18 protein-coding genes and 2 pseudogenes are annotated in these 20,889 nt (G+C 70.2%); 12 read left to right on the top strand and 8 right to left on the bottom strand.

The window, feature by feature from the left end; genetic code table 11:
- Nucleotides 1-154 precede the first annotated feature (154 nt).
- Nucleotides 155-421, top strand: a pseudogene (locus tag IEW07_RS11725) (transposase); the annotation flags it as partial.
- A gap of 15 nt (nucleotides 422-436) precedes the next feature.
- Here IEW07_RS11725 and IEW07_RS11720 read toward each other — a convergent pair.
- Together IEW07_RS11720 and IEW07_RS11715 are read right to left on the bottom strand one after the other, a co-directional pair.
- Nucleotides 437-1,465, bottom strand: a complete 1,029-nt coding sequence (locus tag IEW07_RS11720; protein WP_229741804.1) for a tyrosine-type recombinase/integrase — start codon at nucleotides 1,463-1,465, stop codon at nucleotides 437-439.
- A 647-nt stretch (nucleotides 1,466-2,112) separates the two neighbouring features.
- The gene (locus tag IEW07_RS11715; RefSeq protein WP_229741816.1) at nucleotides 2,113-2,547 is read right to left on the bottom strand and encodes a GNAT family N-acetyltransferase; all 435 of its coding nucleotides are present in this window, start codon (nucleotides 2,545-2,547) and stop codon (nucleotides 2,113-2,115) included.
- Between the two features lie 557 nt (nucleotides 2,548-3,104).
- On the opposite strand from IEW07_RS11715, the gene IEW07_RS11710 reads away from it, so the two are divergent.
- Together IEW07_RS11710 and IEW07_RS11705 are read left to right on the top strand one after the other, a co-directional pair.
- On the top strand, nucleotides 3,105-3,389 hold the full coding sequence (locus IEW07_RS11710; protein ID WP_188537438.1) for a hypothetical protein: 285 nt from the start codon (nucleotides 3,105-3,107) through the stop codon (nucleotides 3,387-3,389).
- Complete coding sequence (locus tag IEW07_RS11705; protein ID WP_188537436.1) at nucleotides 3,370-3,852, top strand: hypothetical protein; 483 nt, start codon at nucleotides 3,370-3,372, stop codon at nucleotides 3,850-3,852. The genes IEW07_RS11710 and IEW07_RS11705 overlap by 20 nt, the downstream gene beginning before the upstream one ends.
- A gap of 136 nt (nucleotides 3,853-3,988) precedes the next feature.
- Here the strand turns inward: IEW07_RS11705 and IEW07_RS11700 are convergent, their stop codons facing one another.
- Together IEW07_RS11700 and IEW07_RS11695 are read right to left on the bottom strand one after the other, a co-directional pair.
- Nucleotides 3,989-4,540 (bottom strand): hypothetical protein, encoded by a 552-nt coding sequence (locus IEW07_RS11700; protein WP_229741803.1) that lies wholly within the window; start codon nucleotides 4,538-4,540, stop codon nucleotides 3,989-3,991.
- A 136-nt stretch (nucleotides 4,541-4,676) separates the two neighbouring features.
- Nucleotides 4,677-5,102 carry a hypothetical protein gene (locus IEW07_RS11695; RefSeq protein WP_188537434.1) on the bottom strand — a complete coding sequence of 142 codons (426 nt, stop codon included), beginning with the start codon at nucleotides 5,100-5,102 and terminating at the stop codon, nucleotides 4,677-4,679.
- Nucleotides 5,103-5,718: 616 nt separating this feature from the next.
- Here IEW07_RS11695 and mobF point away from each other — a divergent pair.
- Nucleotides 5,719-10,248 (top strand): MobF family relaxase, encoded by a 4,530-nt coding sequence (gene mobF / locus IEW07_RS11690; protein ID WP_188537432.1) that lies wholly within the window; start codon nucleotides 5,719-5,721, stop codon nucleotides 10,246-10,248.
- Nucleotides 10,249-10,371: 123 nt separating this feature from the next.
- On the opposite strand, the gene IEW07_RS11685 is transcribed toward mobF, so the two are convergent.
- On the bottom strand, nucleotides 10,372-10,650 hold the full coding sequence (locus tag IEW07_RS11685; protein ID WP_188537430.1) for a hypothetical protein: 279 nt from the start codon (nucleotides 10,648-10,650) through the stop codon (nucleotides 10,372-10,374).
- Between the two features lie 450 nt (nucleotides 10,651-11,100).
- Between IEW07_RS11685 and IEW07_RS11680 the strand changes: the two genes are divergently transcribed.
- The 8 genes from IEW07_RS11680 (at nucleotide 11,101) to chrA (ending at nucleotide 18,473) form a co-directional block, all read left to right on the top strand.
- Nucleotides 11,101-11,385, top strand: coding sequence for a hypothetical protein (locus tag IEW07_RS11680; RefSeq protein ID WP_229741802.1), 285 nt, complete (start codon nucleotides 11,101-11,103; stop codon nucleotides 11,383-11,385).
- A gap of 174 nt (nucleotides 11,386-11,559) precedes the next feature.
- Nucleotides 11,560-12,399: a hypothetical protein gene (locus IEW07_RS11675; RefSeq protein ID WP_188537426.1), complete on the top strand. Its 840-nt coding sequence runs from the start codon at nucleotides 11,560-11,562 to the stop codon at nucleotides 12,397-12,399.
- Between the two features lie 240 nt (nucleotides 12,400-12,639).
- Nucleotides 12,640-13,593 carry a helix-turn-helix transcriptional regulator gene (locus tag IEW07_RS11670; RefSeq protein WP_188537424.1) on the top strand — a complete coding sequence of 318 codons (954 nt, stop codon included), beginning with the start codon at nucleotides 12,640-12,642 and terminating at the stop codon, nucleotides 13,591-13,593.
- A 167-nt stretch (nucleotides 13,594-13,760) separates the two neighbouring features.
- Entirely contained in the window at nucleotides 13,761-14,717 is a 957-nt protein-coding gene (locus IEW07_RS11665) for a helix-turn-helix transcriptional regulator (RefSeq protein WP_188537422.1), read from the top strand.
- Nucleotides 14,718-15,059: 342 nt separating this feature from the next.
- A complete protein-coding gene (locus tag IEW07_RS11660; protein ID WP_188537420.1) occupies nucleotides 15,060-15,938 on the top strand; it encodes a YncE family protein in 879 nt (292 codons plus the stop codon).
- Nucleotides 15,939-16,072: 134 nt separating this feature from the next.
- On the top strand, nucleotides 16,073-16,585 hold the full coding sequence (locus tag IEW07_RS11655; RefSeq protein WP_229741801.1) for a Chromate resistance protein ChrB: 513 nt from the start codon (nucleotides 16,073-16,075) through the stop codon (nucleotides 16,583-16,585).
- Nucleotides 16,582-17,013 carry a chromate resistance protein ChrB domain-containing protein gene (locus IEW07_RS11650; RefSeq protein ID WP_188537418.1) on the top strand — a complete coding sequence of 144 codons (432 nt, stop codon included), beginning with the start codon at nucleotides 16,582-16,584 and terminating at the stop codon, nucleotides 17,011-17,013. Before IEW07_RS11655 ends, IEW07_RS11650 begins: the two co-directional genes overlap by 4 nt.
- On the top strand, nucleotides 17,010-18,473 hold the full coding sequence (chrA, locus tag IEW07_RS11645) for a chromate efflux transporter (protein WP_188537416.1): 1,464 nt from the start codon (nucleotides 17,010-17,012) through the stop codon (nucleotides 18,471-18,473). The genes IEW07_RS11650 and chrA overlap by 4 nt, the downstream gene beginning before the upstream one ends.
- Before the next feature lie 157 nt (nucleotides 18,474-18,630).
- Here the strand turns inward: chrA and IEW07_RS11640 are convergent, their stop codons facing one another.
- From IEW07_RS11640 to IEW07_RS11630, 3 genes and pseudogenes are all read right to left on the bottom strand, one after another.
- Nucleotides 18,631-18,996 (bottom strand): DUF4913 domain-containing protein, encoded by a 366-nt coding sequence (locus tag IEW07_RS11640; protein ID WP_188537414.1) that lies wholly within the window; start codon nucleotides 18,994-18,996, stop codon nucleotides 18,631-18,633.
- Entirely contained in the window at nucleotides 18,993-20,672 is a 1,680-nt protein-coding gene (locus IEW07_RS11635; RefSeq protein WP_188537412.1) for a type IV secretory system conjugative DNA transfer family protein, read from the bottom strand. The genes IEW07_RS11640 and IEW07_RS11635 overlap by 4 nt, the downstream gene beginning before the upstream one ends.
- Nucleotides 20,669-20,889, bottom strand: a pseudogene (locus IEW07_RS11630) (hypothetical protein); the annotation flags it as partial. The pseudogene IEW07_RS11630 and the gene IEW07_RS11635, both read right to left, overlap by 4 nt.

Genomic DNA, 20,889 nt, shown 5'->3' with positions numbered 1-20,889 from the left:
GGCATCGATCACTGCCCTCACGCCCTCGGAGATAGAGCAGTGCACGCAGACCGCGGAACACTGCGCGGAGACGACAAGGCGGGGCCGATGCACCGAGAGACGACACCTTGACCTGACCTGGCTTGCCCGTAGGGCGGCCTGGAAAGATGTTGCTGTGCCTGCTCCTTATCCCCAAAAGTTTCGTAACGACGTCGTCCGCGTGGCCCGCAGCCGCGAAGACGGTGTGACGCTCGCGCAGATTGCCAAGGACTTCGGCATCCACGAGATGACCCTGTCGAAGTGGATGCACCAGGCCGACGTCGAGGACGCTGAGAAGCCCAGGAGCACCAGAGCCGAGTCGGCCGAAAACCGTGAGCTGAAGAAGCGGATCCGTCTGCTCGAGCAGGAGAACGAGGTCCTGCGCCGGGCGGCAGCCTACTTGTAAGAGGGCATGACGTTACTGACGCGGGCCCGGGGTGAGCGGGTGGGCGTTGACCGCCACCGACAGCTCCCCGGGCAGCTCGTCGAGGTACTTCGACGTGGTGTGCACCGTGGTGTGGCCCAGCAGTTGGGCGACGACCTTCACGTCCCAGCCCTCGGCCAGCATCAGGGTCGCCGCGGTGTGGCGCAGCCCGTGCGGGACCACCGCCCGCGCACGGGCCGGATCGGCCGCCCTGGTGCGCTTCACGGCCCTCTCCAGTAGCCGTTCGATGTCGCGCACCGCCAGGCGTTTACCCGTGGGGGAGAGCAGCAGCGGGGCCGGGGCTCCGGTGCCCAGACGGGTGCGGTAGGCCACGATCAACTCCTCCAGCCAGGGTGGGAGGGGTACGGTGCGCCAGGTGCGGCCCTTGCCGTAGATCTGCACCGACGCCGAGGCGGTGGGCGTGGCGCGGGTGAGGTGGTCGGCGTCGGCGGCCACGATCTCCCCGGCCCGCAGACCCAGGACCCCCATCAGCCCCAAGGCGATGGCGTCGCGGTCGTGGTGCGGATTGGACTTCGCGTCTCCGGGCCCGTGGGCCAGCAGGGCCTTAGCCTGCTCGAGGTCCAGAGAGGTGCGCTCCACCCGCAGCTTCCCCTCGTCCTTGGGCTCCATCTCGGAGGTGCGCATCGGGGAGACGGTGGCCCAGGACTGCTCCACGCAGTAGGCAAAGAACCGCGAGAGGGTCCGGCGCATCCGCAGGGTCGAGCCCGGAGCCTTGGCGCCGGCATCGGTGGCGGCCATCCGCTTCCGCGGGTCCGCCACCTGCTCACCGGGGGCGGGTTTGATGCGGTGGTCGGCGGTGTTCACGTAGGCCAGCAGCGCCTCGTCGACGTGGGCGCCGGTGACCGACTCGGTGGTGTGCTCACCGGCTGCCGGGAGGAGTTCGAGGAAGCGGTGCAGGTCCACGGTGTAGTTGGTCACGGTGGCCGGTGACAGCCGGCGGATCGCCGCCCTGCGCCGACAGGACTCCAGGTAGCGGCCCACCGCCTCGTGAAGCGGGATCACGGTTGGTGTCGGCGGCAAGGCCACGTGCAGCACTCCTTCGCGCGAGGGGCGATCACCACGCCTTGGTCAGCTCAAGATCAGGCCGCGGGTGAGCGCCGCGGTTGCCGGGCCGCCCGGACGACCCTGCACACAGCGGAGAGCTCCACCGCGTCCTCGGTCACGATAGGGCTTAAGGCGACCAGGGGAGGGATATCTGCGCGAGCATGGCGTGTCGTTTTATTTGCCTACTACGACACGGCTGCGAAGCGTGTCGCCATGCGGTCTCTCAAACCCGGATGAGGAGTGCTTCGTCGGCTCAGCCGGCTTCATGGGTGGACAGGGACCACCCGGCAAACTGCGGGTCGTCGGCCAGGGCCGGACACATACCGACAACTGCCGCCAACCCGTCACGCTGCAACCGTAGTGATCGATCCCGCCCTCGGTTGTTTGATGCTCGAAGTCACGGCGGGGTCAGTGCCCGTGCTGAGGCAGTATTGCCGGCGCTCACCCTGGCCGGGATGCCACCTATGCCGCAGACACCAGGGACCGAGACCAACAAGGGGTTTCAACAGTCCTTCCGGGGCCCTCCCTGGCGTGCGCTGCTGGGCGGTGAGGTTTTCTCTCGATGCTCCGTGGCTGGGGTGGTTCGTGTTGCGTAGACCGACCGGCTACCGGCACTGGTCACCGGAGGTCTTGGGGCCGATCATGAGCAGTGCCCGGACGGCCTGACCGTCCTCGGCCAGTACGAGGGTGAAGCCAAGACGGCGCAGCAGGGCCAGGGCACCCGCGTTGGCGACGGTGGTGTCTGCCTGGACTTGAGTCGCCCCCAGTGTGGCGGCCTGGCGCAGGGTGGCATCCATGGCGGCTCGCCCCACGCCGCGGCCACGAGCGCTCCGCGTCAGCCAGATGCCCATCTCCAGGAGGCCGTGCTCATCAGTGTGCTTGAGGCGCACCGAGCCCACGACCTGCTCGTCGAGGACCACGGCCCAGGTCGCCTCTCCGGCCGGTCCGGCCGGCCCGGGGCGACGGGCGCGGTGGAAGTCACGCAGCCATGCGACTCGGGCTGATGTCCATGCCGGGCCGACCGTCAGCGGCGGAGTCACCTCATCAGCCCCAGCGTCAGTGATCGCGGCATGAACGAGTAGCGCCAAGACGGTGTCATCCACGGCGACCAGCGCAACAGAAGATGTCTCTTCCCCGGCCACGGCAGCGATCCTATCCACCCGCCTCAGGGGGCAAACGGCAAGCTTAGGGTCCCGGGTTTCTTGCTGTCCCCGAGGTCGCTCTGGCGCCTCTGCTGCGACAGCGTCAGCTCGTGGATGTCGAAGTCCCTGACGGTCTGCGCCGGCGTCACGCCGTGCTGACGGGAACGGGCCGCCAGCACGATGTCGTCACGGGAATCTTGGGGCAGGGTGCGGGCACAGCACCATCCTTCCAGGCCATCCTGGGCGCAAGCCAGATCAAGCTGTCACCGATCAGTGCATCCGTCCCATGCGCGGAGGCGCTCAGTCGGGCGGAGACGCTTATCGAGTCGTCCGGCCTCTCTAAGATCAGGTCCGGGTGAACGAAGCACTGGCCGTTCCCGCACGGCCGGCACGGCAACGGTCCGTACCCAGTGCTTACGAAGTTGTGACCGAGGACGGTCGGGAAGGGAGAGCCGATGCTGCGCATTCTGATCCCGTACCTGTCCTGGTGGGTACGTCTGGGCTACCGCCTCGGCCACGGTGCAGCGCACCGGGTCCTGCGCCTGGTCCCGATGCCGCCGCTGGTGCGGCACCAGCTGGCCGGGACCGTGGCGCTGATCCCCTACCTGTGGGTCGTGTGGGGCTTCACCATGGCTTTCGACTTCACCTGGCGGGCGGATGTGATCGCCGGCCTGATCACCGCAGGCATGTTGCTGGTCGTGCACCGGGTGGAGGTGAATCGTGCGGGCATCGGACGTTGAGCGCTTCTACTCCCACGTCCTCAAGGGCCCGAAGCCGGGGTCGTGCTGGTTGTGGCTGGGGGCGATCAGTGACGACGGCTATGGCCGGTTCTGGATCGGCACCGCCGGTGGTCAGCGGGCGGTGGCTGCCCACCGCTTCGCCCTGGCCACTGTCCACGGCGGGCTGGGCGCGATCGAGGGGTTGACCGCCCTGCACTGGTGCGACGTCCCGCTGTGCGTGCGCGCCTCCCGGGAGCCCACCACGCACCTGCTGCTGGGTACGGCGGAGGAGAACATGGCCGATAGGGCGCGGAAGAGGCGGATGCCTTCCCCCAACGCGGTGAAGTGGCGCAGACTGTCCCGGGCTGAACGGTCGGCCCGCTCCCGGGGCCTGCGCGATGCGCTCAAGACCCACGGCTGGGACGAGGACCTGGTACGCGAACTGGTGCACGGCATCGACCCGGACCACCCGACCCTGTTCTAGGGCCTGCCCTGCGAATCACGGCGCGTAGGGCAAGGCCTGCCCGTCGTGGCCTTCGCCGAGTCAAACGCCATCGGCGCTTGAGCTCCCAGCAGTAATCACGCACGACCGTTTCTACTGCAGGCCATGACCTGGAACCTCATGGACCGAAGCCTTCTGCGGGGACTTCCACGCGGACAGGCCAGCGGCCGGTGACCTGGTGGAAATCAATCGCCCGCAGCAAGGGCGACATGTCGTAGGCACTGGCATTGATGCTGAACTTCACGCCGTGAACGGACTTGACCGTCAAGAACTGCTGCCCTCTCAGCACCCCCACGCTGTAGTGGACGATATCGCTGTAGGCAATGACGTGCTCGGTGCCGAGCACGCTGCGGAAGGCCACCTCGTAGTCCCGAGCAGCCACGTAAAAGTTGCGGTACATCACCACGAAGACCATCCCGCCCACGAAGATCGCCACCGAGGCAATGCGGGCGCCCAGAGGTGAGCCGGGCGTGAAGAAGGACAACAGCCCCATGAGCAGCCCCACGCACAGGAGAAGCCAGCCGAAGATCGGCAGCACCTTGGGCATCCGCACCCGCTCCGGGTACTCCTTGGACCGGTTGGGGTGCTTGCGCGCCCACCAGGCCACCGCGGCAATCGCCAGGGTGATGAACGCGGTGAGGAGGAGCTTCAGGATGAGCGCAGTCGACATGCCCCCAGCGTACGGTCGTCTTCACGCCTGCTAACGGATGGTAGGGCTCCCCTCACTACGTCCTGTGTGACCCGCGGCGATGCGACGACGTGATGCGCAGGACAGGTCCCAGGACTGCACCGGCACGGTGGGGGCGCTAGACGCTCACGGGTTCGGGCTGAGCGGTCGGTGCCTGATCGCCGGGCACCTGCGCGTCACCGGTGGTGCTTTCTCCGGCACTGCCCGGGGTCCGCGCGGAGGTCTCTGTGAGGAGGGTGCGCACCTCGGCCGCAGAGAGCTCGAGCCGCTGGCCGATCTCGGTCACTCCGGCACGCTCACCCTTCATGGCCGCCACTACCTGTGCCTGCGCGTGCCTGGCCTTCGCGGCGTCCTGGGCGGCCTTGGCCCGGATCTCTGCCATGCGCTGCTCGGCGCTGTGCATGATCTGCTCGGCCTCCTCGGCGGCGAGGAAGAACTCCTCCCCCAGCTCGAGCAGGCGCTGCTGGCGGGCCATCGACTCCGCCGCGGCCCGGCGGGCCCGCTCCCTGGCCTCGGTCTTGGTCGCACTCCTGCGCGGCGCCATCCCTCACCCCTTCCGTGTTGTGAACATGTTCATCACCATTGAAGCACTCCTCCCCCGCCGGCGGCGAGGCGACCGGCCGGACAAGCGGACCTCGCGGTACTCGGTCTGGGACTGGTCGCGCCTGCACCCAGCACGGCACTGCTCACCTCTGCTGCGCGGCTCACCAGGGGTGTCCGCCGGCTGGGCACAGCCGCGACCGGGGAATGGGCGCCCACAGGGCGACAGTGCTGTGAGGTTTCGCCCCGGCCGTGGACCGCCTCCGGGATAAAGCCCCGGTCCCTCCCGCCGGACCCACAGCCGGTGCGAAAGCTCGTGACGGTTGTCCACCCGGAACCCCACGCGTGGACAAGCCGGTGCGGTGGTACCCAGTCGACCTGCCGTGTGGGCAGCTGATGCTCCTTCTGCTGTCCTCGTTCCTCGGACCACTCAGTGGCATCACCTGCCCACACTTGGCAGGTCTCGTGGGCACCACCGCGTCACCTTCGTGACGGACGAGTCCGGGTTCTCGGCCCGCTCTTTCGCTGACGCTCAGTCGACGGCCCTGCGACCCTTGTGGACTGTCACACCTCTTGCATCATTGATAAACGAGGATGAACATGTTCACATTGCGTGTGTGATGACCGTCCACAAGCTCAGTGCCGGGGACGGGTATGCCTACTACACCTCCGAGGTGGCCTCGGCCGACGAGCTGCGGTCCGGGGACCGGGAGCTGGGCGACTACTACACCGTGGCGGGCATGCCCCCGGGCCAGTGGGTCGCCCACTCGACCGAGCTGCTGGGGGTCTCCGGTGAGGTGAGCGAGGCGCAGATGGCCGCCCTGTTCGGGGAGGGCCTCCACCCCGACGCCGACCGCATCCTCGCCGACGGCGGGAACCAAGCGGACGTGGCGCTGGGGCAGAAGTACCGCCGGTACACCACCGCCGACACGGAACTGATCCGCCGTCTGAACGAGGAGATCGCCCGGCACGAACGCACCACCGGGGCGGCCCCGTCGAAGGAGCAGGCGCGGGAGATCCGGGGCCGGGTCGCCGGCCAGCTCTTCCGTGAGACGCACGGGCGCGACGCCCGGGATGCTGGGGAGCTGGGCCGGTTCATCACCGCCCAGACGACCCCGAAGCAGCAGACCGTGGCCGGGTACGACCTGGTGTTCTCCCCCGCCAAGTCGCTCTCGCTGCTGTGGGCCCTGGGCGGGGAGGAGGCCCGGAAAGCGGTGGAGGCGGCACATGCCGAGGCCATCGCCGAGACCCTGTCCTTCCTCGAAACCCACGCGACCTACACCCGGCGCGGGCGCAACGGGGTGCGCCAGATCGACGTCGAAGGCGGGTTGGTGGCGACCCAGTTCCGCCACTACGACTCCCGCACCGGGGACCCGCACCTGCACGACCACGTGGTGATCGCCAACAAGGTCAAAGGGGTGGACGGGAAGTGGTCGGCCCTGGACGGGCGCACCCTGTACCGGATGGGGGTGGCGGCGTCTGAGACCTACAACGCCAAGGTCATGGAGAAGATCTGCGCGACTCTGGATGTGGCCGCGGTGCCCCGGCAGGCCGGTGGGGATGAGCCGATCTTCGAGATCGCCGGGATCGATCTGGACGCCATCCACCACGCCTCCTCCCGCCGCACCGACATCACCGGCACCCTCCACCGGCTGGAGGCGGAGTTCACCCAGGCGCACGGCTACGCCCCGAGTCCGAAGCAGAAGATCGCCCTGGCCCAGCAGGCGACGCTGGAGTCGCGGCCGGCGAAGAAGTCCGCCCGGCGGCTGTCCGAACTGGTGAGTGAGTGGTCGGGCGAGTACGCCGATCAGGTGGGCATGCAGGTCGGTGAGGACCTGCTTGAGCGCGTCCGTGCAGCCGCGGCAGGTGCTCCCCAGGGACTCAGTCCTGATCGGATCGATGTGGCCGAGCACGCCCGGTTGGTCGTCCACGAGCTCTCCCAGAAGCGGGCCACCTGGAGTGTGAACCACGTCCACGCCCAGACCCGCCGGCACCTGAAAGAAGCCCTGATCGGGCACATCGTGCCCGACGACCTCGTGGCCCGTGTGGTCCGTGAGGCCACCACCGCCCACAGCCTGTCGGTCACCCCGCAGGCTGATGTGCCGCGCCTGGCGGAGTTCACCCGTGCCGACGGCACCAGCCAGTTCGTGCGCACCGACGCCGCCCTCTACACCTCCCGGGAGGTGCTGAACGCCGAGCACCGGGTGCTCGCCGCCGCCCAGCGCACCGTCATCCCCGCCGTCTCCACCGAGCGGTTCGAAGAGGTGCTGACGACTCACACCGGCCCGCTCAGCGACGGCCAGGTGGCCCTGGCCCGGGCGTTCGCCACCGAGGAGAAGCTGCTGGCCCTGGGCATCGGGCCGGCCGGTGCCGGCAAGACCACCAGCCTCTCCCTGGCCGCCAATGCCGTCCGTGCCAGCGGCGGAAACGTGGTGGGACTCGCCCCCACGGCGGCCGCGGCTGCGGTCATGTCGTCTGACATCGGAGCCGACGCCACCACCATCGATGCCTTCCTGATCGCCCACCGCCGGCACTCCCCCGGCGCCTTCTCCCTGGGCCCGGGGGACGTGGTGATCCTCGACGAGGTGGGCATGGTCACCACCCCCAAACTCGCCGAACTGGTGAGGGTGGCGGCCCGTCATGGCGCGGTGGTGCGCGCCATCGGGGACGACCGACAGCTCGGTGCCATCGGCTCCGGCGGGGCGCTGCGCCTGCTCGACGCCCAGGTGGGAGCGACCCGGCTGGAGGCCGTCCACCGCTTCCGCACCCGGGGCGAAGCAGCCGCTTCCCTGGTGCTGCGTGAGCCCCCGGCGGCCGGTGCCGACACCCCCTGGGCCTGGTACACCGAGCACCGCCGGATCGTCGCCGGGGACCATGAGGCCATGACGGATGCCGCGCTGCGCGCCTGGATCACCGACACGCAGGCTGGGAAACGGTCCCTGCTGATCGCCACCGACAACGCCACCGTCACCGAGCTCAACGCCCGGGCCCAGGCCGCCCGGATCGCCACCGGCGACCTGGACGCTACGGGCTCATCCGTGGTGCTCCGGGACGGTCTGACGGCGCATGCCGGGGACGTGGTGGTGACCCGCCGCAACGACCGTACCCTGGCGCTGAACGGCGGGAAGGACTTCGTGAAGAACAACGATGTCTGGACCGTCCACAGCATCAACGCCGGCAAGGGTGAAGGGCGGGAGAGGGTGACGCTGCGCCACAGGATCCACGGCGGGAAGATCACCCTCGATGCCGACTACCTGCACCGCCACGGGCAGCTCGGCTACGCCGCCACCGTCCACCGTGCCCAGGGCGCGACCGTGGACACCGCCCACGCCATTCTCGACGCGGCGACCGATCGGGCCGCCGCCTATGTGGCGGCCACCCGTGGCCGGGACACCAACCAGCTCTACCTCGCGCTGGCCGAGGGTGAGACCCGCGACGAGGTGCTGGAGACCATCGCCGCCGCCTACGACCGCAACCTCTCGGCCCACGAGACCGTGGCCGTCGAGGCCGCCCGCACCGGTGACGTCGCCACCCTGGCCGAGGTGTATCGCGAGACCCATGAGGCCGCCTGGCATGCGAAGACCAAGGCCCTTGCCGTGGAGGCGCTGGGCGCCGAAACGGCCGCGCAGCTCACCAGGTCGGATGCGTGGGGGGCCGTGGCCACCCACCTGCGGGAAGCTCAGGAGGCCGGCATGGACCCGGCCGCCCTGCTCTGCCGGGCAGCCGCCCAGCGTGGGTTCGGGGACGCCGCGGACCCGGCCGCGGTGCTGGCCTGGCGGCTGGAACACCAGATCGAATCGGCCCAGCGCATCCTCGACACCACCGACCGCCGCCCCCTGGGCGCGGTGACCGATGCGCACCTGGAAACGCTGGCCGACCGCACCCGCACACTCCAGAACCAGGTGCTCGAGGACCCGCAGTGGTCGGAGCACCCGTTCGCCCTCATGCCTTCCGAGCAACTGGCCGAGACCCGTCGGCTCGGTCTGGCCCAGCTCGAGGCCATGCCCCCGGAACGCTGGGCCTCGACCACCGCCGCGAAGCTGGACTGGATGACCCGCACCATGGGTGCCGAACAGGACCGCCGGGCACAGCTCTCCCCGGCGCAAGCAGCGGTGGAGCAGATCGCCCGCGGGGAACGACCCCGCACCGACACTGTGGTCACCATCGGGGAGGCCATTGCCGCCGAGCAGCGCCTCCGCGCCGTCACCGCCAAGACCACTCCCCCTGCCCCGGTGCGTGATGGGCGCAGGGTGAGTGAAGACCTGGCCCCCACCCCGCTCATGGCCGACCCCCAGGTGCCGGCCCAGTACCGGGAGCAACTGGAGGTGCTGCGCACCCGCCTGGAGCAGCGCGTCATGGTCCGCGGTGCCGAGCTGGCCGAGGCCCGTCCGGAGTGGACAGCATCCCTGGGGCCGGTGCCATCGAAGCCGGCCAAGGCGGCCGAGTGGCACCAGGTTACGGCCGAGGTCGAGGCCTACCGCAACCGCTACAACATCGCCGCCCACGAGACCGCGCTGATCCCCACCACTCACCAGGTCGATCCGGTGGCGGTGGCGCTGATCGCCCGGGCCACCGCCCTGCACAAGCACTCCACACTCACCATCGCAGCACCCCAGACGTCCGAGCAGATCTGCCGGACGGTTGATGAGGTACACGTGGTCGAGCGGGTGCGCACCACCCCGGCGCCGGCCCAGGAAGCCATTGAGGAGTTGCGGGCCACCCGGGCACAGGCCGCTGACCCGCTGCCGGCTCCGCAGGCGAGGGAGGCCGCCGTCACCGGCGCCGCCACGACCGCCACCGCCCAGACGCCCGAGCGGCCGCTGAGCACCGAGGAAGCCGTCGCCCGCGCCGTGGCCCGCCACCGCGCCACAACCCAGCAGACCGGTCCGGCCACCGGCACGCCCACCCCACAAGAGCCGACCTCGCCCGGGCCGACGCCGAAGATAAAGGAGCCCGAGGTGTCCGAGAGCAACGCGCCGTCCCGCCAGCAGGCCTCAGGCCCTTCCTGGCGCGCTCAGCACGCCCAGGTCGCCCGGCGCATCAAGGCCGCCGAACGAACCGAGCAGAAGTCCAGCCGTCAGGAGGACAGCGTCGCAGCAACCCGCCGGGCCGTCGGCAGCGCCCGCCGCGACAGCGGCCGCAGTCTCTGAGCGCCATATCGACCACAATTAGTAGTGCTCTGCGAGGTCGGTTGCTGCTCTCGCTCCAAGGGCGAGCAACTCTCTGAGCCGCCGTGGGACACCAACGACCCGCGCCTCAGGGGCCAGGAGGGGCTACCGGCGGACCTCGCCTAGCTGCGGGGCGATGGCGCGGAGCTGGGCGAGGTATCCGTGAGCATCCAGCTCAGCCAGGGCCGCCGGTGTGCGTGCGGCCGGTATCCGGCTCAGGGTGGCGAGTTCCTCAGTGCTGGGGGTGTGGTCCCACGGCTGGGCGAGGTGGTTGAGGATGACGCGGGCGTCAGCGGTGAGCTCGACGTCAGCGGCAGCCAGGTCGCAGAGCCGGCGGAGCTGGTCGAGGCCGTGCTTGTCGAAGGGCCGTGGTCGCCTCGTCACAGTGGGCCCTCCTAGGGGTGCGGTGGCGTCTTGTCATGGTGACTGTGCATGAAATGCAGGCCCCTGTCTTGTGACACCTGGCTACGGGCCAGACTTGCCCGCGCCATGGCGAGGACGGACGAAGGCCCCTTCGAGATGCCTTACCCGCCAAGGAGTGAAAGTCGCCCCGGTGTCCCACTCCCCAGCTTGCATCGATAGTTATTCACTCGGTGGCTACTGTGAAACATTGCCGTCGAGCTCGGTTGCGCTCCGGCGGTGCGGTTCAGCCCCCGGCCGCTCCGACCTTTCAACTGTGAACAGGATGAAGGCATGACCCTCTCTGCCCCCGGGGCTCTGGCAGTCGAGCTCCGCCCCCACTCTCCCACCCAATGGATAGCCACCTACTATCCCATGGTGGACACCCCTGCGGGCCGATGGGCCGACGTCACATGGGCCCTGCACCAGTGCGTGATGCCTACCACCACCGAGAAGCCTCTCGAGCCGGCCCGATGGCTGGATCTGCGCAGTCCCGATCCCGGCCATCTCTGCTACGCCAGCCACCAGGGGTGGGCTCCCCAGTTGGCCGCCGGTTACACAGCAGCCCTGGCCATCTACGACGCCGAGGCCACCGTGGAGCCCCTTTCGCAAGAGGAGGCGCAGCGGATGCGCACCGGCACGGTCGTCGTCCCGGCCGGACAACTGTCGGAATGGGTGCTCGACGACCTCCAGGACGAAACCTCAGCAACCTGCAGCTGATCACGCGGGCACCGCGCCGTAAGCACCGGAACTGCCGCTCCTGGCCCGGCCCCGGATGCAGGTATGAGGGGATCCCTCGGTGCCGGCCGCCCCCTCAGCCTGCCCGGGCTGACGGAGCAGTTCCCGCCAGCGGCATCGACGCCCGGCGCTATAGACCCCCGTACAGTGACGCCCATGACAGAGCCGCTGTACGAGCACATGGCCTCCGCCCAGGCCGCTGACACCCTGGACGAGTTCCTCACCGCACGCTCCCCAGCACTGCAGCAGCTGCGCTCCATGATGACCGCACGCGGTCTCAGCCCCGATGTACTGCTCGAGGCGACGGTTGAGTCGGTCGCACCGGTCTGGGAGTGGATTTCTACCCGGGCCGCTGAGCTCGGCGTCGATCCCCGGTCCTTGGAGGAGGACCCCACCCGTTCCACCTGGCCCAGCTGGGCCCGCCACGGGATGCTCGTGGACCCGCATCCACCGGCGGAGACCCTGGCCCTGGTCGACGGCTTCACCTCCTACCTCGCCCAGATCATCACCGCCGCGGTCCCTGACGTGCAGTGGCTGGTCGGAGAGCACCGCCTCGACGACTACCCGATGCGCAACTATCCCGTCCTGGCAGCCGGCGGACACCAGATCTTTCTGCCCGCGATCCCGCTCTACAGCGCCTATCAGTCCGCCCACGGCCGCGACCCGATGAGTGGGACCGAGATGCTGCACCACACCCGCCGCACCATCTCAGCGCTGCGCGGGCAGGGCCCGGTGGCCGAAGGCGCCGAGGAGCCGCTGGTCACCGTGGTCGCCGAGGTCGACTGCTTCGACGTCGGGCTGCGCGCCGACCTCCCCGAACAGCACCCGCAGGTAGTGGAGCGGCTGATCACCGAGCTCACCGACCGCGACGGCGTCGTCTCCGTCCACCGCTACGGACCCGCCGCGCTGGTCGTCGATGCCCCGCACTGGGACGAGACCCGGCTGAAACTGTGGCTGACCCTGTGGCTGCAGCGCCACCTCCACATCGACCGCTGAGTACGATCACGCTCCATCGCCTTCACCAGTCGGTCATCGACCCGCACGGCACCGACCACCCCGGGCAACACTCACGGGCCCGGGCCCAGGGCACCGGCGCGTCAGCGAGCCTTCGACACTGCGACCGACCGGTCGAGGGCTCCGGCAGAGGGCTCCCCGGTGCACCACGGTGCCGGTGGTCGGAGCCGGGGCAGGTCGGGAACCGCGTCGAGGCCGGGGCGGGCCTGTACCCTGGCTGACATGGGGGTTCAGAGGCCGCCGGGGGTGTTCACCACCTGCGATGCGACGGCGGGCCTGGCCGTTTTCCAAGAAGTCTTCGGGCTGCGGGCGACGCCGGCAGAAGCCGACGGGCCGTTCTACTTGTCGTTGTCCGGGGCCGGTGAGGGTCCCATGCGGTTCGGGCGGATGCGCCTGGGCGGTGCGGCGGTCCTCGAGGCCGAGCACGACCCCCGCGTGGTACGGGTGGGGCAGGTGCTCAACGGCACCGGAGGCGCCACCGGCATCCGGAGCCGGTTCCCACCACGAGGCCCGTTCCTGTTCTCTCCAGGTCTGCTGCCCGGCCACTGGCAGGACCTGGACCTGCTCACCGTGGGCCTGGACGTCACCGCCGTGGAGGACCACGCCCGTCAGTTGCTGGGCGTGGAGGCGTTCCACCTCGAGTTCACCGGCACCCGTCCGGTCTCGGCGGTCATGGCCCGGTACTGGCTCAGTGCGGTGACCCATCTGCACCGCGGTTTGCTGCCCAACAACGAGGTGATGAGCAACCCCTTGTTGCGTGCCGAGGCGGTCCGGTCACTGACCACCGCCCTGCTGCACACCTTCCCCAGCACCTTCCTGGCCCCACCCGCCACGGACAGTCCTTCACCGGCGCCGGGAGGCGTCCGGGGAGCCGCGGCGTTCATCGACGCCCACCTGGATGAGGACCTCACGGTGGCCCAGATCGCCGCCGCTTCCGGGCTGAGCATTCGGGGTCTGCAGGCAGCCTTCCGCCGTGAGCTGGACACCACCCCGATGGCCTACCTGCACGCTGCCCGCCTGGAAGCCGCCCATCGGGACCTGCAGGCCGGGGACCCCAGGACCGGGGTGACGGTGGCGGCCATCGTTGCCCGGTGGCAGATCCCCCACCGGGGACGCTTCGCCGCCGCCTACCGCCGGCGGTACGGGCAGGACCCTGCCGCCACCCTGCGCAGCTGATCGGTCTCCGGTGCACGACCACCGGTGCCCCCGCCGACCCGGGCCTGGGCGGGGCGGGCACCACTGGCTAGCCTGGTGGACATGACGTCCACTGCGCGGAGCCGACCCTGCCGGGGTAAGACTCCAGTGGCCTCTTGTCGGCTCCTCCACAGCACAGGAGAAGGTCCGTGAACCGCCCAGCGCCGATCCACCTGCACTTCGCCACCACCGAGCCCGAGGTGGGCAATGAGGCCTTGCAGCAGGTCTACGCCCGGGCCCGCATGGGCCGGGTGACCGACCCGCGCTCGTTCCGCTACAGCCAGGACATCCACGGGGACGCCGACCTGACCCTGGGCCGGATGCACTTCCACGGCACCGTCGCCGGGCACATGATCCAGGAACAGGCCTTCTCGGTGATCGCCCCAGCCGCCGGATCCCTCCGCTGGCAGATCGATGACCGGGCGGGCACGGGCCCCAACGCGTTCCTGCTCCAGCCCGGACAGCACTACTACGGGGAGTCCGAGCACCTGAGCGTGGACTCAGCCAACCTCGGCTCGGGCGCCCTGGAGGAGATCGCCCGCACCGTCTACGGCGACGAGCACCTCACGATCGGCTTCACCGCCCCGCACCCGGTCTCGGCGGCCATGGGCGCCTACTGGCAGGCCACCTACTGGTTCGTGCACGAGGCCCTCACCGACCCCGCCACCGCCGAGATCCCCCTGCTGCGGGCTGACCTGCTGCGCCGGCTGGCCGTGGCCACCCTGGAGGCCTTCCCCCTGGCTGGAGACCCCCAGGCGCGCCGGGCCTCTGTGGCGACCCGGCAGGCGGCCTACACGCAGGCCGTGGAGTTCATTCACGCCACCTTGTCACTGCCGATCACCCTCGAGGACGTCGCCCGCCACGCCGGGGTATCTACCATCGAACTCACCCGAGCCTTCCGCACCCACACCGGCACCACAGCCGGCGCCTATCTGCGCGGGCTGCGCCTGGCCGCCGCCCACCGAGATCTGGTGGGTGCCAATCCGGCCGGCGGGGACACCGTCAAGGACATCGCCGCCCGCTGGGGCTTCGCCCACCCCGGGGACTTCGCCCGCCGCCACCGCCAGGCCTACGGCGTCACCCCCTCCCACACCCTGCGCCACTAGGACGTAGCTCCCCACAGACCCTTGAGCCAGTGGGCAGGCCGCACCATCCCCACCATCAACCATGGTCGAGTCTCGCGGGGCTGTCGCAGGAACGGCTCTGTCGCAGCCTCTAATGCCTGATGGCCCGGCGTTGGGGGGCCCGCAGACCTACCTCCGGTGCTGATGGGGCCGCAGACTCTTTATTGGGGTGAACCAACCGAGCCGTTGCACGCGGCCTGGGAGACGGAAGGGGTGGCCATCATGGGGGGAAGTTACCGGTGGATCCCGGCGGGAGTGACGCTGCTGACGGCGGGACTGGTCGGCTGCGGTTCTTCCACTTCCCCTGATCCTTCGGCCCGGGTGGTGGAGCTGCCTCAGGGTGGGGAGAACGTGGACTTCGACGACACCGTCTACACCGCTGACCTGGACCGGGTGCTGATCCCGGCCCGGAGCGAGGGCATCTACCTCGTGGACCCGGCCACGGCCCAGGCCACCCGGGTGGACTATCCGGGGGCCGTGGATTCGGTGGATGCCGGGGACGGTGGGCTCTTCGCCCTGGATCGTTCCGGGCGCGTCATCCACGTCCTGGACCCCGAGGGGCAGCTGAAGTCCTCGGTGGCCACCGGCGGCGGTCCCGACTACCTCCGCTACGTGGCGGCCGAGAAGGAGCTGTGGATCAGCGAGCCCGGGGTGGAAGGCATCGAGGTCTTCACCCTCCAGGACAGTCTCGAGCTGGCTCCTCGGCGGAGCGGGTTCATCCCGGTGCCCGGCGGGGTGGAAGGCCTGACCTTCTCCGCCGACGGGTCCCGGGCCTACACCCACGCCGGGAACGACCTGGTGGTCCTCGACGTCCCGGCCCATCGGGAAGCGGCCCGCTGGCCCACCGGGTGCAACGGCACCCACGGCTCCCCCCGCATCGACCAGGACGGCACCTTCGTGCTGGCCAGCTGCGCCAAGGACGGGAAGGTCACCCTGTTGGATGCCGCCGACGGCCACCAGCTCGGCGCCTACGAGGTGGGGGGTGGGGAATCGTTGCCGGGCCACTCCGCCGAGCAGGACTACTTCTACGTGCGCAGCGACCCCGGCTCCACGCTGGCCGTCCTGGACGCCTCCCGGGAGAGTCTTCAGGAGGTGCGCACAGTGAAGGTGCCCGAGGTCGGCCACTGCCTCGGCGCCCAGGGCAACCACTACTGGACCTGCGACGCCGCCGCCGGTGGCGTGCTGCTCTTCCAGGACGGGTGAAACATCCGGCCTGCCCTGGGGTGCGGGGCGGGCGGTGGCCGGGTACCGGGGAGTGTGTCGGTACCTGACGGTAGATGACGGCTTCGCACGAAGCGGTGCCGAGGCCTTGGGGGAAGGGGTGTAACCGTGGTTGCATGACCACCATGTCGAACCTCGAACAAGACAACCGGCCCGGGGAGTGGGTGCTGCTGACCTACCGCCTGCCCCGGGAGCCCTCCACGCCACGCCTGGCGCTGTGGCGCAAGCTCAAGCGCCTGGGCGTGGCCCAGCTGGCCGACGGACTGGTCGCCCTGCCCGCTGATGCCCGCACGCGGGAGCAGCTGGAGTGGGCCGCCGGGGACGTCGAGCAGGCCGGAGGCACGGCCGGGGTCTGGGTGGCACGCCCAGCCACCCTGGCCCAGGAGCAGGCGGTGGCCGCCCCGATGAACGCTGCCCGGGCCGCCGAGTACGCCGAGGTCACCCAGGCAGCCCACCAGGCGCTGACGCTCACCCCGGCGGAGCGGGGGCAGGTGCTGCAGAGACTGCGCCGGCAGATGCGCCAGGTCGAACGCCGCGACTTCTTCCGCCCGCCCGAGCGCGAGGTGGCCCGCCAGGCCGTGCGCGAGCTCGCCCAGCCGGCCACCGACCACATGGAGGTGTCCTCATGAGGTGGGCGACCCGGGCGGGGGTGCACATCGACCGGGCGGCCTGTGCCTGGCTGATCCGCCGCCACCTCGACCCGGATCCCGAGTTCGTCTTCGTGGCCGGCCCCGACCAGGTGCCGGCCGATGCCACCGCCTTCGACATGCGCGGGGTGGAGCTGGGTCACCACGGGCCTGACTGCACCTTCGAGACCCTCCTGCGCCGGTGGGAGCTGGCCGATCCGGTGCTGTGGCGCATCGCCGCCATCGTGCACGAGGCCGATCTGGAGGACGAGCTCTACGACGCCCCCGAAGCACCCGGCTTCGACCTCCTCCTGCGCGCCCTCTCCATCGCCCACGACGACGAGACCGTGCTGGCCATGACGGGTCCGATCTTCGACGCCGTCTACGACTACATCCGCCGCAGCGTCCTCACCGGAAGGACCACCCCATGAACCCCACACCACCGCCCCACGACCACCCCACCGCCGACCCGCAGACCCCTGAGACGCAGACCACCGAGACGCAGGCCACCACGGCCACTCCCACGACTCCTGCTACTCGCGCCGGGGACCTGATCCCCCTGGGCGAGGCCACCCGGGCGTGGTTCGCGATCTCACTGCAGACCTTCGGTGGGCCGGCCGGTCAGATCGCCGTGATGCAACGCAGTTTGGTCGACGAGCACCGCTGGATCGGGGAGCGCCGCTTCCTGCACGCCCTGTCCTACTGCACCCTGCTGCCCGGGCCCGAGGCCCAGCAACTGGCGATCTACATCGGCTGGCTGCTCAATGGCACCGTCGGCGGGCTGATCGCCGGCACCCTGTTCGTCCTGCCCGGTGTGGTGGCCCTGCTGGTGCTCTCGGGGATCTACGTCGCCTTCGGGGAGACGGCCGTTGTCGTCGCCCTGTTCGCCGGCCTGGCCCCGGCGGTGCTGGCCATCGTCGCCCAGGCCGTGCTCAAGGTCGCCCGGCGCGCCCTGCACCACCCCGCGCTGGTGGCCCTCGCGGTGGCCTCGTTCCTGGCCCTGGCCGTCTTCGACGTGCCCTTCCCCGTGGTCGTGGCCGCAGCCGCCGCCATCGGGTGGGGAATCGGCCGGGTGCGTCCGGCGGTGATGGCAGCCCCGGCCAAGAAGGACACCGCCGACGGGCCGGCACCCTTGATTTCCGACGACGCCCTGCATCAGTCCCGTCCCTCCACCCGCCGTGCCCTGCTCGTCCTGGGGGTCGGGGTCCCGCTGTGGCTGGCCCCCGTAGGGGCGGCCGCCCTGCTGACGGGCCCGGAGAGCGTGTTCACGCAGCAGGGCCTGTTCTTCTCCGGCACCGCCCTGGTCACCTTCGGCGGGGCCTACGCGGTGCTGGCCTACGTCGCCCAGCAAGCCGTCCAGACGTACGGGTGGCTGGCGCCCGGGGAGATGGTCCGCGGCCTCGCCCTGGCCGAGACCACCCCGGGGCCGCTGATCATGGTGGTGCAGTTCGTCGCCTTCCTCGGGGCCTTCCGCGACCCCGGGACCCTGGATCCGTGGGTGGCGGCGGTGATCGCCTCGCTGCTGACGACCTGGGTGACGTTCGTGCCCTGCTTCCTGTTCATCTTCCTCGGCGCCCCCTACGTGGAACGCCTGCGCGGCAACCGGTCCCTGTCGGCGGCGCTGAACGGGATCACCGCCGCGGTGGTGGGGGTGATCGCCAACCTCGCCGTCTACTTCGCCGTCCACACCCTCTTCGCCACCACCACTGCCCTGGCCTGGGGACCGGTCCACCTGGACCTCCCCCAGCCGAGCAGCCTCCAGCCTGGGGCGGTCCTGATCGCTGTGGCGGCCCTGGTGATGATCTTCAGGCTGAGGTGGAGCGTGCTCCGTACCCTCGGGGTGTGTGCCCTGGCCGGGCTGCTGCTGGGGCTCGTCGGCTTATTCCTCTGACACAGCTGTACGCACTGCCAGGATGGTGCAGGTGAGTGGCCGGGGGCCTTGGGAAGGAAGCTCCCCGGCCACTTCGGAGACAGTGCAGGAATGCCTGTCCTGGGAGGGGCACAGTGCCTGTGGGGAAGGGACGGTGCTGTGCCCCTGGCCTAGGAGGTCACCAGCTCCACTCGGCGGGGGGCCGCTGGGTGGTGAGGGTGCGGCGGGCGCCTTTGGCGACGTGGGCGGTGCCGCAGTCCCCGAAGGGGCCGTGAGGGGAGAACAGGACGGCGGCGTGGCGGTCGAAGTGGTCCACCCACCACGAGGACATGCTGTTCTCCTCCATCGCCACCAGCCACTGGGCGTGCAGGGTGGCCAGGCGGTCCACGGCCTCGGTGTGCGCCCACCACTGCGGGCACCAGTGCCTGTTGGAGGAGCGGTCCACGGACTCCAGCCGGGAGAGGAACTCCTGCACCCAGGCCACGAACTCCTCCTGCGTGGGGCCCTCCACGGTCTCCGGGTTCTGGCCAGCTGATTGGCTCATGAGCGGTGTCCTTCCGTGATGCGTTCCAGGACCGGGGTGATGCGGGCTGTCAGGGTCTTGTCCTCGAACCAGCGCACGGTGGCCACGATCGTGGCCCCGCCGGTGGAGGTCTTCACCCAGGCGTGCCCGGCCGGCAGTTCGGAGAGCGTGGAGACGGGCATGATGTCGCGCTGCTGTGTCTGCACCGAGCGGGAGGCGACCCCGCGGGAGGTGGAGGTGCTGCGCACTTTCGCCTCGTACTGCCCGATGAGCTTGCGCAGGGACTCCAGGAACTCCGCATCATCGGAGCCGCCGCCGTAGACCTTCACCGCGGCCGCCGACCAGAGGGTGTCCCAGCCGGTGCGTTGAAGCATGTCCACGCCTTGGCCCCGGGTTTGGAAGTAGGCGGAGACGACGATGCCCATGGACCCGAAGTAGGAGTACCACTCGGGCAGCTGCTTGAGCTTGACCACGTTGCCGACCTCATCCAGCTCCGCCACCAGCGGCACGGGCAGGCGTCCCCCGGCACGGCGGGCGGTGTGCTGGGCGGCGATGACCACCGCAAAGACCAAGGTGGAGACAAAGGCGGCCCCGGAGCCGGCGGCGTCCTGGGTGAGCAGGATCAGGGTGTCGGTGCTGGTGACGAACCGGTGCGGGTCGAACACCGGGACACCGGGGGTCGGGGTGGTCCAGGCCAGCAGCTCGTCGTGGACCAGGGCCGAGGCCATGCGCTGGGCACTGGCGGCCACCGACCCGCGAGTGTCCTCCGGCTGACGCCCCATCCCCTGCAGTGCTGCAGCCGGGCCGGTGTGGCCGGCCCGGGCCAGGGCCTGGGCCGGTTCCAGAAAGTCCGCCGCCGACACCCATCCCAGCACTTCCGCCAGCGATCTCCCGCCTTTCGCCGCCGCTAGCAGGCACCAGGAGAGGTAGTCGCGGCCCTGGGAGTCGAACTGCGGGTCACCCTTCCCACCGGCCGCCCCGGCAGCCGAGGCGGTCTCGAAGATGGCGGCCACCTCCCCGGCCGACACCGTGTCGGTGACCGTTGAGAGCAGGTCGAAGACCATCGCCGGGCGGGTGCTGTCCCGCCAGATCCGCTGCGGGTCGAACAGCCACACGGTGGCCCCGGCCCCGGTGCGGGCGGCGATCACCTCGGCCACCCCGTCGACCTTGTTCGAGGTCATCAGAAACGCCCCGGGGGATTCGGCGGCGTGGCGGATGACCTGGGAGGTGGTCTTGCCCCGTCCGGTGCCCCACACGTGCGCCGAGCACTCCCGCCACCCCTGGTAGACCGGGTCCTTGCCCACCAGCCCGATCGTCAGCCCCGGCCCGATGCCCTCAGCGTCCGGGTGGAGCCGATGGGCCTCGGCAGAACGTGCCGGGCCCATCGCCGGGGTGATCCGCCCCGGTGGGCTCATCCTGCGGGCGGCCTCCTGGGTCCTCGACGGTGTGCGGGACCCCCACACCATCACCCCCACCAGGGCGGCGACCGCTTCGGCTGCGACCAGCCAGGTGGCGGAGGCCGGCCAGTCCACCGACCCGGTGGCCAGCTCGACACCTAAGGTGAAGGGGTTCCACGACAGATCCCCGGCCACCGGGGTGAGCACCTCCCCGAGGTGGACCAGGGCCACGGCGATCATCACGGCGGCGAACAGGATCAGGGTGCCGATGAAGGTCCGGTTCTGGTCGTTGGTGTTCATGCGTTCACTCTTGCTTGGGCTCCGGCCCAGGCGGCGTTGGTGTCGTGGACCCGCAGTTCCCCGGCGGTGAGGTTGGTCTGGAACGGCACCCCGGGGGCTTCCCCGGTTTTGAGCAGGAACCTGCCCCGGCCTGGGGGTGGGGAGGTGCGGCCGGTCTGGGGGTTGACCGAGCCCTCGGCGGACCAGGCCACCAGCAGCGCCTTCTCCTGGTCGGAGA

The sequence above is a fragment of the Kocuria dechangensis genome, assembly GCF_014636775.1.
Lineage (GTDB): Bacteria > Actinomycetota > Actinomycetes > Actinomycetales > Micrococcaceae > Kocuria > Kocuria dechangensis.
The sequence above is the reverse complement of the archived record's forward strand: the minus strand, read 5'-3'. Positions and strand labels throughout refer to the sequence as shown.